General features: G+C 70.4%; 10 protein-coding genes. 4 read left to right on the plus strand and 6 right to left on the minus strand.

Going from position 1 to position 12,994, the window contains the following annotated elements; all coding sequences use genetic code 11:
* Nucleotides 1–546 precede the first annotated feature (546 nt).
* Nucleotides 547–2,133, minus strand: coding sequence for a GMC family oxidoreductase N-terminal domain-containing protein (locus AB0383_RS10510; RefSeq protein WP_366186551.1), 1,587 nt, complete (start codon nucleotides 2,131–2,133; stop codon nucleotides 547–549).
* A gap of 218 nt (nucleotides 2,134–2,351) precedes the next feature.
* Here AB0383_RS10510 and purS point away from each other — a divergent pair, with 218 nt between their 5' ends.
* Together purS and purQ are read left to right on the plus strand one after the other, a co-directional pair.
* Entirely contained in the window at nucleotides 2,352–2,591 is a 240-nt protein-coding gene (gene purS / locus AB0383_RS10515) for a phosphoribosylformylglycinamidine synthase subunit PurS (protein ID WP_204092648.1), read from the plus strand.
* Nucleotides 2,588–3,265 (plus strand): phosphoribosylformylglycinamidine synthase subunit PurQ, encoded by a 678-nt coding sequence (gene purQ, locus AB0383_RS10520; protein WP_364169905.1) that lies wholly within the window; start codon nucleotides 2,588–2,590, stop codon nucleotides 3,263–3,265. The genes purS and purQ overlap by 4 nt, the downstream gene beginning before the upstream one ends.
* Nucleotide 3,266: 1 nt before the next feature.
* Here the strand turns inward: purQ and AB0383_RS10525 are convergent, their stop codons facing one another.
* From AB0383_RS10525 to AB0383_RS10535, 3 genes are all read right to left on the minus strand, one after another.
* On the minus strand, nucleotides 3,267–4,253 hold the full coding sequence (locus tag AB0383_RS10525; protein WP_364169907.1) for a TIGR02452 family protein: 987 nt from the start codon (nucleotides 4,251–4,253) through the stop codon (nucleotides 3,267–3,269).
* A 173-nt stretch (nucleotides 4,254–4,426) separates the two neighbouring features.
* Nucleotides 4,427–6,166, minus strand: a complete 1,740-nt coding sequence (locus tag AB0383_RS10530) for an ABC transporter ATP-binding protein (protein ID WP_364169910.1) — start codon at nucleotides 6,164–6,166, stop codon at nucleotides 4,427–4,429.
* A complete protein-coding gene (locus AB0383_RS10535) occupies nucleotides 6,163–7,791 on the minus strand; it encodes an ABC transporter ATP-binding protein (protein ID WP_364169913.1) in 1,629 nt (542 codons plus the stop codon). Before AB0383_RS10535 ends, AB0383_RS10530 begins: the two co-directional genes overlap by 4 nt.
* A 173-nt stretch (nucleotides 7,792–7,964) precedes the next feature.
* Here AB0383_RS10535 and purL point away from each other — a divergent pair, with 173 nt between their 5' ends.
* On the plus strand, nucleotides 7,965–10,241 hold the full coding sequence (purL, locus tag AB0383_RS10540) for a phosphoribosylformylglycinamidine synthase subunit PurL (protein ID WP_364169916.1): 2,277 nt from the start codon (nucleotides 7,965–7,967) through the stop codon (nucleotides 10,239–10,241).
* Between the two features lie 112 nt (nucleotides 10,242–10,353).
* A complete protein-coding gene (locus tag AB0383_RS10545; RefSeq protein WP_364169919.1) occupies nucleotides 10,354–10,926 on the plus strand; it encodes a TetR family transcriptional regulator in 573 nt (190 codons plus the stop codon).
* Here the strand turns inward: AB0383_RS10545 and AB0383_RS10550 are convergent.
* Nucleotides 10,907–11,980 (minus strand): pentapeptide repeat-containing protein, encoded by a 1,074-nt coding sequence (locus tag AB0383_RS10550; protein ID WP_364169922.1) that lies wholly within the window; start codon nucleotides 11,978–11,980, stop codon nucleotides 10,907–10,909. The two genes, AB0383_RS10545 and AB0383_RS10550, sit on opposite strands and share 20 nt — an antisense overlap.
* 3 nt (nucleotides 11,981–11,983) lie before the next feature.
* Nucleotides 11,984–12,856, minus strand: a complete 873-nt coding sequence (locus AB0383_RS10555) for a hypothetical protein (RefSeq protein WP_366186556.1) — start codon at nucleotides 12,854–12,856, stop codon at nucleotides 11,984–11,986.
* Nucleotides 12,857–12,994: the final 138 nt, after the last annotated feature.

The raw sequence follows: 12,994 nt of genomic DNA on the forward strand, positions 1-12,994 counted from the left end.
AGCCGGCCACCAAGCGTCACGCTACGATCAACCCTTCGAGCCTGCCCGGGCTCGGTGACAGACAACGAGACCTGCACCAGACCCGGGGCGCATCAGTACTTAGGTCGAACCCAACCGTGTGGCTAGGCGCCAGGGATCGACTCAATTGGGGAGAAGTCCATGGGCTGACCCCAGGTGTGGATAAGCGGGTGGGTCCGACCCAGACTGTGGGTAGGCGGCTGGGTTCGACCTAGGTTTGGCTGGTTGGGACGGACCTACCTGTGGGTGGTCTCGTCAGGTCTGACCCACCAGGGGACAACTGGTTAGGTTTGACCCAATCGGGACCACTGGCTAGGTCCGACCTAACTGGGGTCGCTGGCGAGGTAGACCCGGCCGGGGATAACCGGCGAGGGCGGACCCGGCCGGGGATAACTGGCGAGGTCGGACCAGGCTGGGGGCAACCGGTGAGGCGAGGTCCGACCCAATCGTGGACAACTGCCTAGGTCCGACCTAGCTGCGCGCAAACTGGGGACAGCTCCTTGGGTCCGACCTAAACCGGGGTCCGACCTAAGCCGACCGACCTCGAATCAAGTCGGCAGCTTTCTCCGCCACCATGATCGTCGGAGCGTTCGTGTTGCCGCGCGGCACCACCGGCATCACCGAGGCGTCGACGACGCGCAGGCCTTCCACCCCGCGCACCTTCAGCGAAGGGTCGACCACCGCGCGCTCGTCCGAGCCCATCGCGCATGTGCCCACCGGGTGGTAGAGCGTCTGGGTGTTCTCGCGGATGTGGTCGGTGAGGGCGTCGTCGGAGAGGTCGTGGGTCGTGGGCAGGAAGGGCTTGTCCAGGAACCGTGCGAGCGGCCCCGACTTGCCGATGTCGATCAGTGACCGCAGCGCCGTCTTCATGATGTCCAGGTCGATCGGTTCCGCGTAGTAAGCCGGGTCGATTTCCGGCTTCCACAGGGGATTCGCCGACTTCAGCCGCAATCGGCCGCGGCTGGCGACGTCGACCAAGGTCGCCGCCGAGGTGAAGCCCGGGACGGTGGGCTCGCGGAAACCGTTGTCGTAGAACAACGTTGGCGCGACGTGGATTTGCATGTCGGGAGCGGCGAGACCGTCGCGGGTCGGGAAGAACGCCCCGGCCTCGCCGATGTTCGACGCGAGCGGCCCGCGCCGCGTCAGCTGCCAGCGGACGAGGCCCGCCGGCGTGGCCGCGTCGACGAGGTCGGTGGTGCCCTTGGTCGACCAGATGATCCCGGCCGCCGGGTGGTCGTGCAGGTTCGAACCGACGCCCGCCAGCCCGGCGACGACGTCGATCCCCAGCTCACGCAGGTGCTCCGCCGGCCCGATGCCGGACAGCATCAGCAGCTGCGGCGAGTTCACCGCGCCCCCCGACAGCAGCACCTCCGCGTCGGCGCGTGCCGTGACCTCGACGCCCTTGTGCAGGTAGGTCACGCCCACCGCGCGCGTGCCCTCGAACACGACCCGCGTGGCCTGCGCGTGGGTGTGGACAGTCAGGTTCGGCCGGGTCAACGCGGGCCGCAGGTACGCGTCGGCGGTGGACCAGCGTCGCCCGCGCTTGCAGGTGACCTGGTAGACGCCGGCGCCTTCCTGGGTCTCGCCGTTGAAGTCGTCGGTGCGCTTCAAACCCCAGGCCACGGCGCTGTCGACCCACGCGCTCGAGAGCTCGTGGGTGAAGCGGCGGTCTTCGACCTGCAGCGGGCCGTCGGTGCCGTGCAGCGCTCCGCCGAGGCGCTGGTTGCCCTCGGCGCGCTTGAAGTACGGCAGCACGTCGTCCCAGCCCCAGCCGGTGGCGCCGTGGGAATCGCGCCAGCCGTCGTAGTCGGCGCGGTTGCCGCGGATGTAGATCATGGCGTTGATCGACGAGCTGCCGCCGAGCATCTTGCCGCGTGGCCAGTAGGCCGGCTTGCCGGTGTGCTTTTGCTCGACGGTCTCGTAGTTCCAGTCCCAGCGCGTCTTGAACAGCGACGCGAACGCGGCCGGGATGTGGATCTCGTCGGCGGTGTCCTCGCCGCCGGCCTCGAGCAGCAGCACCCGAGCGGCCGGGTCCTCGCTCAGCCGGGCCGCCAGCACACAGCCCGCGCTGCCCGCGCCGACGATGACGTAGTCGAACGAGTCCTGACCGGCCACGATGCCTCCAGCTGCTCATGTTGGCGTGCTGTCAACGACTCATCATGGCCCAGCACGCGGGCCGGGGAAAGGCCCCGTGAGCAGCATCCTCTCCCCGCGCGGCGCGGGCCAGTTGTGACCTGCGCTTCTGTGCGCGGCACCGGACGGGCGCCGGGCGCCACGGGTCAAGTACGCTCGGCCCGTACCCCACGACCTGCGTGAATAAGGAGCAGCCTGCCGTGGCCCGAGTCGTCGTCGACGTCATGCCGAAGCCCGAAATCCTCGACCCGCAGGGCCAGGCGGTGGCCCGCGCGCTGCCGCGTCTGGGCTTCACCGGCGTCACGGAAGTGCGCCAGGGCAAGCACTTCGAGCTCGAAGTCGACGACACCGTCGACGACGAGACGCTTGCCAAGATCGCCGAGGGTTTCCTCGCGAACCCCGTGATCGAGCAGTGGACCATCCGCCGGGTGGACGCGTGAGCGCGCGCATCGGCGTCATCACCTTCCCGGGCACGCTCGACGACGGCGACGCCGCCCGCGCGGTTCGCTACGCCGACGCCGAGGCCGTGCCCCTGTGGCACGCCGACGCCGACCTGCGCGGCGTCGACGGCGTGGTCGTCCCCGGCGGCTTCTCCTACGGCGATTACCTGCGCGCCGGCGTGATCGCCCGCTTCGCGCCGGTGATGACGTCGGTCATCGACGCCGCCCGCAAGGGCATGCCGGTCCTCGGCATCTGCAACGGCTTCCAGATCCTCTGCGAAGCCGGCCTGCTGCCCGGCGCGATGATCCGCAACGTCGGCCTGCACTTCGTGTGCCGCGACCAGTGGCTGCGCGTCGACGACAACACCACGGCGTGGACCAGCCGCTACGACAAGGGCGCGGAAATCCTCATCCCGCTCAAGAACAACGACGGCTGCTACATGGCCGACCAGTCCACTTTGGACATGCTGGAGGGTGAGGGCCGCGTCGCGTTCCGCTACGTGGACGGCAACCCCAACGGCTCCCGCAATGACATCGCGGGCGTCCGCAGCGAAAACGGCCGCGTCGTCGGCCTCATGCCCCACCCGGAACACGCGATCGACGCGCTGACCGGACCGTCGGACGACGGGCTCGGCATGTTCCTGAGCGCGGTCGACGCGTTCGCGAAGGCCTGATTCACCGGCCGAACGTGCGGGCGAACGCGGCGTAGGCCGGTTCGCCCGCACGCCGGTCCAGCACGGCGAAGGTGACGTGCTCGAAGTGCGGCCGGGCGTCGAGAGCCTTCCGGAACGCGCTCGCCACCACCGCCGGATCGTTCTCGAACATCCCGCAACCCCACGCACCCAGCACGAGCTTGCGGTGCCCGTGGCTCGCGGCGATCTCCACGACGCGCTCGGCCCGCCGTTTCGGGACGGCCGGCACGGAGGCTTCGTGCTCCGGCTGGTTGCGCTTGATCGCGCCCAGGTTGGGGGCGGCCGCGGTCAGGAACGCGACGGTGGTCGCCTCGGGCAGCAGGGCACCGTGGTCGCCGCGGAACACCGGCACGCCCGGCGAGTGGATGACGCGGTCGCCGTAGCAGAGGTCGCTGTTCGCGCGGTGGTACTCGTAGAACTCCCGCGCTTCGAGCAGGCACGCATAGAGCGCCGAGCTGCGGGCGATCGCCTCTTCTTGCGCTTGGGCACCGTTGAGGAAGCCGCCCTCGTGGGCGAAGACGATCGTGGTGTCCATGATCTCGAGGGCGGCGTACTCGTCGAGCGTCGCCTCCGACGGGCTCGCGGACGAGGTGATCGGCAGCGGTCTCTGCCACAGCAGGTTGCCCGTGCCGGCGTCGAGCAGCGCCGCGCTCGAGCACAGGTCGCCGAAGCCGACGGCGATGTGGTTGTCGGCCACGACGCTGCCCGCGCCGCAGAAGTGCTCTGACGGAGGCGCCGCCTGCCACCGCTGGGTGCCGTCTGCGAGGGCATACGCCACGGCGTTCTGATCGTTGACGACGACCAGCGACTCGCCGACCACCCATGAGTCGATTCCCAGGTTGTACTGGGGAACCTGCTGCGTGCCGACGCACCAGGGCCCGGCCGCGGCCGGTTGGGCGGCCGGCGGTGCGCCCGGCGAGACCGCGGGCGCGGGAGAACTGCGACCGACGATCACGATGGGCACGACCACGGCCGCCACCACGACGACGGCCAGGAACGCGCCTACGACAACGAAAAGAGTCCGATTACCACGAGAACGAGCGTTGCTCACTGTCAGTGCCCTCTCTGCCACTGCCAGTGTATCGACGAGGGCCGACAAAACCGTGAGCATCCTCGGTTGCGGTGACCCGGCGACGCGCCCGGCTACGTCGCCGCAGCCACCAGTCGTGCGTACGGGCCGTCGGCCGCCAGCAGTTCCGAGTGCGAGCCCAGCTCCGTGATCCGACCGCCCTCGACCACGGCGACGCGGTCGGCCGCGGCGGCCGTGTGGAGGCGGTGGGCGATGGCGATCACGGTGCGGCCCTCCAGCACGGCGTTCAGCGAACGCTCCAGCTCACGCGCGGAACCCGTGTCCAGCAACGAAGTCGCCTCGTCCAGCACCAGCGTGTGCGGGTCCGCCAGGACGACCCGCGCCAGAGCCAGCTGCTGAGCCAACGCCGCCGGGACCGCGTATGCGCCGGAGCCCAGCCGCGTGTCCAAGCCGTCCGGCAGGGAGGCGTACCAGTCTGCCGCACCTGCGGACGTCAACGCGGCCAGGAGTTCCGTGTCCGTCCAATCCCCGCCATCACGGCGTGCCGGCAGCGACAGGTTTTCCCGCAGCGAACCCGAGAACGTGTGGTGCTCCTGTGTCAGCAGCAGCACCTCGCCGCGCAGCAAATCCTCCGCCAGCGAAGAAACCTCCGTGCCACCAACGCGGATCGAGCCGGACGTCGGCGCCGAGATGCCCGCGAGCAGCCGGCCCAGCGTCGACTTGCCGGCGCCCGAAGGTCCGACGATCGCCAACCGCTCGCCCCGCGGCACCGACAAGTCGATCCCGTGCAGCACCTCGCGATCGGCCGTGTACCCGAAGTGGACGTCGCGCACCTCGATGTCGCGCCCGGCCGGCACCGTGGTCACCTCAGAACGCGCCGGAGCGGGCTGCACACCCAGGATCCGGCGCGCCGCGGCCAGCGCCACCTGCAGGTCCTCCATCCAGAACAGCGCCTCGTTCAACGGCGCCGTCATGGCCTGCGCGTAGGCCAGCATCGTGGTGATCGTGCCGAGCTGGGCCCAGCCCTGCGAGTACGCGAAGAACCCGAGGCCCAGCAACGCGGCGATCGGCAGCACGTAGCTGATCTCCAGCGAAGGCAGCCACCGCAGCTGCAGCGCGCGCATCCGGCGTTCGCCGAGCACGGCCTCGTCCAGGGCGTCACGGCCGAGGCGGATGCGGCGGTCGGTGAGGCTCAGGGCCTCGGTCGTCCGCGCGCCCTCCACGGTCTCGTGCGTGGCCGACTGCAGGTCACCCCAGCGGTCAAGCATCCAGGCCATCAGCTTGGGGATCCGGCGCTGGTACCAGATGTTCACGGGCACCAGCAGCGGTAGCGCCACGAGCAGGGCCAGCGCCAGCAGCGGCGACGTGATGATCATCGCGACCGTGGTCAGCAGCACCGTCACCACCGCGATCAGGATCTCCGGCGCCGCGAAGCGCACGGCATGGTCGAGGCGGCTGATGTCGCTCGTCGCGCGGCTGAGCAGGTCGCCGGTGCCGGCGGCCTCGACCGTGCCGAGCGGCAGGCTCAGCGAGTTGGCCACGAACCGTTCGCGCGTCTGCGCCAGCACTCGCTCGCCGAACATCCGGCCACGCAGGCGCGCGGCCTTCTTCGCCCAGGCCTGCAGCAGCAGCGCCACCACGAAACCCGTGGCCAGCAGGTCGACGCGCACCGTGCTGCCGCCGTCGACGACGCCCTGCACGAGCAGGCCGAGCAGCTGCGGCCCGGCCAGCCCGATCAGCGTCGCGAGGCAGAACAGCCCGAGCATCACCGAGAACTCGCGCCGGTGCTCGGCGGCCGTGCGCGCCGCCCAGCGCCGCACGTCGCGACCCGACGCGAGGGGGAGCCGTTTCACACCGTCACCGCTTTTCCGCTCACGACCTCGTCCGCCACGTGAGTCCACAGTGGACTCTGACTGAACACCACGGTCGTCTTCCCGCGCCGCAGGTCCGCGACGCGCTGGGTGATCCTGGCCTCCGTGTGCGCGTCGACGGCCGAGGTCGGCTCGTCGAGCAGCAGCACGTCGGCGTCCGTCGCGAGCGCCCGCGCCAGGCTCAGCCGTTGCCGCTGGCCGCCCGACACCTCGCGCCCCCGCTCGCCGATCAGCTCGTCGACACCCCGGGGCAGCGCCTCGATGATGTCGTCGGCGTCGGCCGCGTACAGAGCCGCTTCCACGCTCACGTCACTCGGCAGCGCGGAACTCAGCTGTTCGCGCAGCACGCCCGAGAACCACAGGTCCTGGTTGTGCGCGTACACCACCCGCGCCCGCAGCTCCGCCAACGCGACCTGGTCCACGGGCACGCCGCCGACCAGCACGGGCTCGGCCGCGTCCGTGAATCGCGCCAGGCGGTCGGCCAGCGTCTCCGCGTCGGCCCCGAGATCGACGACGGTGAGCTTGCCCGCCGCGAGGCAGATGCCGGTCTCGGTGTCCACCAAATCGAGCGGCCCGGCGGCCAGCGGCACCGGCGACGCCGGCTCGGCCAGCCGAGGCCGCAGCGACAGCAGGGCGCAGATCTTGCGTGCCGACACGAGCCCGGAGCTGACCGCGCTCACGGCCTCCGTCGCCGTGTCCACGGGCACGACCAGGAACGCCGAGACCCCGTAGAACGCCACCAGCTCGCCCACGCCGATCGTGCCGTCGAGCGCGAGCCGCGCGCCCAGCCACGTGATCGCCACGGTGACCAGGCCCGGCAGCACGATCGCCGCCGCGGCCAGCCACGCCTCCGCGCGCCCGACCTCCACGCCCGAGCGGCGCACCAGCTGGCTCGCGTCGTGGAACCGCTTCAGGAACCGCCGCTCGCCACCGACCCCACGCAGGATCCGCAGGCCGGACACGATGTCGGCGCCTAGTGCGTTGACGTCGCTGAGGTTCTCGCGCTGCACCGTCTTGCGCTTCTGCAACGGCTTGAGCAGCGGCCCGATCCCGAGCACGGCCAGCGGCACGCCGACCAGCGCGACGACGCCCAGCAGCGGCGACGAGCCCAGCATCGCGATACCGATCACCACGAACGCCACCACGGAACCCACGGTCCGGCCGATCACCTCGTAGGTGTTGCCGATCCAGTTGATGTCCGACGAAGTCACCGCCACGACGTTGCCGGTCGTCGTCGCCTCGCGCAGGGTCGCGCCCAGGCGCGTGGTGTGCGTGGTGACCAAGCGCTGCGTGGTGCTCGCGCCGTGGAGCCACATGCCGTACGACGTGAAGTGCAGCCACGTGCCGAAGCCCGCCTGGAACACGCCCAGCCCGGCCGCCACCAGCGCCCAGCGCCAGATCGCGCCGGTGTCGCCCGCCGCGATCGCGTCGATGCCGCGGCCGATCACCAGCGGCAGCAGCGCGCTGGGCAGCGACCAGAAGGCGCCCGTGAACGCGGCCGTCACCACCAGCCACGGGCGCGAACGCAGCACCGCGAGCAGGTAGCGGCCGGCCGTCGGCCGTGCGGGCAGCCGTGGTGAGGCGAAGGGATATGTGGCGGAGAGCACGATTGTCGACGGTAAGCCGGTCAACTGGGCCTGCGCGACTGATTTATCTTCTGGCGAACGGCGGATGGCCGAGGGATGCCACTGAGGGTGTGACCCGGCCGACACGTAGTCTTGAAGGTGTGGCGAACCCTGACACGGACCCTGGATCAAACACTGTGACCAGCAGCTCTGTCATGAATACTGACACCACCGCGCGGGCCGCGGAGACCCCCGACACCACGCAGCCGTACATCGAACTCGGCCTGGCCGAAGACGAGTACGCGCGCATCCGCGAGATCCTCGGCCGCCGTCCCACCGACGCCGAGCTGGCGATGTACTCGGTCATGTGGAGCGAGCACTGCTCGTACAAGTCCTCGAAGAAGCATCTGCGCTACTTCGGCGAGACGGCCACCGACGAGATGAAGGCCAAGATGCTCGCGGGCATCGGCGAGAACGCCGGCGTGGTCGACATCGGCGACGGCTGGGCGGTCACCTTCAAGGTCGAAAGCCACAACCACCCGTCCTATGTGGAGCCTTACCAGGGCGCCGCGACGGGTGTCGGCGGCATCGTGCGCGACATCATGGCCATGGGCGCGCGCCCGCTCGCGGTGGCCGACGCGCTGCGCTTCGGCCCGGCCGACGCCCCCGACACCAAGCGCGTGCTGCCCGGGGTGGTCGCCGGCGTCGGCGGTTACGGCAACTGCCTCGGCCTGCCGAACATCGGCGGCGAGCTGGTGTTCGACCCGTCCTACAGTGGCAACCCGCTGGTCAACGCCCTGTGTGTCGGCGCCATGCGCGTCGAGGACCTGCACCTCGCGTTCGCTTCCGGCACGGGCAACAAGATCATCCTGTTCGGCGCGCGCACCGGCCTCGACGGCATCGGCGGCGTGTCCGTGCTGGCGAGCGACACGTTCTCCGGCGACGAGACCGCGGCCGGCCGCCGCAAGCTGCCGAGCGTGCAGGTCGGCGACCCGTTCACCGAGAAGGTGCTCATCGAGTGCTGTCTCGACCTGTTCAAGGAGAAGCTCGTCGTCGGCATCCAGGACCTCGGCGGCGCCGGGCTGTCCTGCGCGACGTCGGAGCTCGCGGCCGCGGGTGACGGCGGCATGCACGTCTACCTCGACCGCGTCCCCCTGCGCGCCACCGGCATGACGCCGGCGGAGGTGCTCTCGAGCGAATCGCAGGAACGCATGTGCGCGGTCGTCTCGCCGGAGAACGTCGAGGCGTTCATGGCCGTGTGCGCCAAGTGGGACGTGATCGCCACCGACATCGGTGAGGTCACCGACGGCGACAACCTCGTGATCACCTGGCACGACGAGGTCGTGGTCGACGTCCCGGCCCACACCGTCGCGCACCAGGGCCCGGTCTACGACCGCCCGATCCAGCGCCCGGCGAGCCAGGACGAACTGATCGCCGACACGTCGGCTTCGCTCAAGCGCCCGTCGACCCCCGAAGAGCTGCGGGCCGACCTGCTCAAGCTCATCGCGTCGCCGAACCAGGCGTCGAAGGAATGGGTCACGGCGCAGTACGACCGCTACGTGCGCGGCAACTCCGTGCTCGCGCAGCCGTCGGACTCCGGCATGATCCGCATCGACGAGGAGAGCGGCCGCGGCGTGTCGGTGTCCACCGACTGCAACGCGAAGTTCGTCTACCTCGACCCGTACCGCGGCGCGCAGCTCGCGCTCGCCGAGGCGTACCGCAACGTCGCCACCGGCGGTGCGACACCGGTCGCGGTGTCAGACTGCCTGAACTTCGGCGCTCCGACCGATCCGGCTGTGATGTGGCAGTTCGAGCAGGCCGTGCACGGTCTGGCCGACGCGTGCGTCGAGCTGGGCATCCCGGTCACCGGCGGCAACGTGAGCTTCTTCAACCAGACCGGCGACACGGCCATCCTGCCGACGCCGGTGATCGCCGTGCTCGGCGTGATCGACGACGTCACCCGCCGCATCCCCACCGGCATCGGCGCGGAAGCCGGCGAGACGCTGCTGCTGCTCGGCGACACCCATGACGAGCTCGACGGCTCCGCCTGGGCCCGCGAGCTCCACGGCCACCTCGGCGGCGTGCCCCCGCGCGTGGACCTGGCCCGCGAGAAGCTCCTGGGCGAGATCCTCGTGGCCGGTTCGCGCGACGGCATGATCTCCGCCGCCCACGACCTCGCCGACGGTGGCCTGGCGCAGGCCCTCGTCGAGACTGTCCTCATCGGACAGTGCGGCGCGCGGGTGTTCCTCGACCGCGACCAGGACCCGTTCGTGCAGCTGTTCTCCGAGTCCTCGGGCCGCGTGCTCGTGGCGGTGCCGCGCACGGAGGAGCTGCGGTTCACGGAGATGTGCACCGCGCGCGGGCTGCCGTGGCGCAAGACCGGCGTCGTCGACCCGGACTCGCGCGCGCTCGAGCTGCAGGACATCACGGAGTTCTCGCTCGATGAGCTGCGCGAGACCTGGGAGAAGACGCTGCCGGCGTTGTTCGACTGAAGTTCTTGATCGCGGAGAGGGCCGCTTCCCGGACACCGGGGAGCGGCCCTTTGCTTGAGCCCTGTCCCGCTTGTCAGTGACTGACAGATTTGTCTCGGCTAGACTCGGCCGCATGGTCGGTGAAGGGTTGCGCGAGGTCACGCGCAGGGCGGTCACCGCGGAGATCGCCGCGAATGCGATGGATCTGTTCACCGAGCAGGGCTTCGAGGGCACGACCGTGGACCAGATCGCGGCCGCCGTGGGGGTTTCGACGCGCACCGTCTTCCGGTACTTCGCCGGCAAGGAGGACATGGTCGTCGGCAACCTGATGGAGCTCGGGCACGAGCTGGCCGCGGCTCTCGAAGCGCGGCCCGCCGATGAGGCGCCGTGGGCGGCGTTGCGCGCGGCGCTGCAGGTGTGCGTGGAGTCGCTGGAGGCCGCGGGGCTGCCTCGCGCGACGATCCTGGCCGAGACGCCCGCGCTGCGCACGGCGTTGCTGCGCAAGCACTTGCAGTGGCAGGAAGTGCTCGCGCCGGTGCTGGCCAAGCGGCTGGGTGGCGACGAGTTCGCGGCCCATGCGCTGGGCTCGGCCGCACTGTCCTGTTTGGACGTCGCGGGCTACGAGTGGACGCGCGTGGCGGGCAAGCAGCCGTTGGGGGACCTGCTCGACGCGGCGATCGAGGCGGTCAGCCCGCCGGCACGGTGAGCCGCGCGACGCCGTCGTCGAGTGGTTCGAGCAGCCAGCCGTCGGGGATCTGGTTGTCCTTTGTGGACGTCACCTTCGTGTTGTAGAGCGCCAGGTGCTCGGGCACGCGCGCGAAGCGCAGGTCGGCGTGGCCGCCGAACGAAGCCCGCCGCAGGTCCAGTGAGTCGTCGAACGTAACGTCGGTGAAGAGGGCGTCCTTGGTGAACACGGCGTCCTTGAACGCGGTGCGCCCGGCAAACGTCGTCTCCGTGAAGTCGGCGTTCTCGGTGAACACCGTGCCGCTGAACCACGCGTAGTCCAGGAACTTCGCGCCGCGACAGCGGAAGTTGCCGATCAGGCGGCCGTCGCCGGTGCCGGCGGCGGTGAAGTACGCCCGGTCCGTGATCAAGCAGCCGCTGAGGTTCGTGCTGCTGTGCAGCGACGCGTAGCGCAGCAGCAGCCGGCCGATCTTGCGGCGGGACAGATCGAGGTACTCCAGCACCGCACCGGTGAGGTCGAGGTCGTAGCTCGCAGCGTCCACTTCGGACGCCCACGGCAGCAGCTCGGCGACGAGCCGCTGCGCGGTCAGGCGGACCTGGAGCTCTCGCTCGACTTCGGGTCCGTCGCCGTGCTCGGGATTCTCGTACCGTGCGTGCTTGAACGGCCGCCGCAGGTAGGCGCACAGCACGTCGAGCACGGTCTGCGTGTACGTCGGCCGGCTGCGCGCCAAACCCGCCAACGCGTGCAACGCACCGACGCGCACCTGGTCGGCCTCGTGCCCGAGCAGCTCCACCGACTTGGCGAACCGCTCGTCGGACACGCGCTCACGGTCCTGTTCGGCCCGGCGCATCTCCAGGTCGTGGCGCTGCCGCTCGATCTCCTGGCGCGCCTCTTCGACGCGGCGGCGCCGGTCGTTGAGCCACAGCGCGTAGAGCGCCACGACGGCGCCGCCGGCCAGGCCGGCCGTTTTCAGGGCATCGCTGCGGCTGGTAGCGGGGTCGGTGAGCAGCCAGCCCCCGACCCCGCACAGCAGCAGCACGGACGCGACGAACGTCCAGAGCAGTGGGGACCGCACCGATCAGAAGGCGATGACGAAGAAGAAGCCGATGCACCAGTTGCCGCCGACGCTGGTGGCGATCACCGAGCCGTTGGCGTCCTTTCCGGACAGGCTGCCGTCGAGGTTGGCCGTGACGGTCGCGGTGCCGTCGTAGCTCTCGACCTTGAGCTGCGGGGTGCCGGTGGTGGCCTCGTCGATGCTGTCCTTGGAGAACGCTTCGCTGCCCTGGCACGTCATCGCGGTGGCGCCCGCGCCGTCCTTGGCGTTGATCTTCGCGACGAACGCGTCCACGGCCTGCTTGCCCTCGGCCGGCGCGTTGCCGCCACCACCGGTACCGGGGAGGTCGCTCTCGTCGGTCGGCAGGCCCGGCTCCGACGGTTCGCCGGTGGGCAGCTGCGGCCGCGACGACTGCGCGGGCGGCGGCACCGGGTTCTGCGTCTGCGCCGTGGAGCCCGAGTCCTTGCTCAGGAAGAAGCCGGGCGCGACGAATCCGGTGATGCCCAGCGCCACCACGACCACCACGGCCACGGCGATGCCGATCCACAGCCCGGTCTTGTTGTTCCTCGGCGGCTGGGGACCACCGCCGTACCCGCCGCCGTACGGCTGGTTCGGGTCCCAGCCCTGCTGCGGATACTGCTGGGTGCCCGGGTACTGCTGCTGGTACGGCCGGCCGTACGGCTGCTGCCCGGGGTACTGCTGCTGCGTGCTCGGGTCCCAGCCCTGCTGCTGGCCGCCCTGCTGCGCGTTGGGGTCCCACCCGGGCTGCTGGCCAGGCTGCTGCGCGTTCGGATCCCACCCCGGCTGCTGAGGAACCCCGCCCGTGCCGGGCTGCTGCCAGCCCTGGCCGTAGGGGTCCGGCTGGCCGCCTTGCCCTGGCTGCGGTGGGTAGGTCATCTCCGGTTCCGCCCTTCCTGGTGCACCGATTCGCGCCGTGGTCTGACGACCGGCGAGCGCCGGTGGTTCCTCCCCACGTGAGGTGCATTCTGCAAGGTCGGGAGCCACTGCACAAAAGACGTGACGAGAACGAAGCTC

This window comes from Amycolatopsis sp. NPDC051373 (assembly GCF_040689465.1).
In the GTDB taxonomy this organism is placed as follows: Bacteria; Actinomycetota; Actinomycetes; order Mycobacteriales; family Pseudonocardiaceae; genus Amycolatopsis.

Bases quoted from the DNA above. Each gene is read 5' to 3' on its own strand.
- purL (WP_364169916.1), top strand. From the start codon at position 7,965: ATGAATACTGACACCACCGCGCGGGCCGCGGAGACCCCCGACACCACG.
- AB0383_RS10545 (WP_364169919.1), top strand. From the start codon at position 10,354: ATGGTCGGTGAAGGGTTGCGCGAGGTCACGCGCAGGGCGGTCACCGCG.
- AB0383_RS10555 (WP_366186556.1), bottom strand. From the start codon at position 12,856: ATGACCTACCCACCGCAGCCAGGGCAAGGCGGCCAGCCGGACCCCTAC.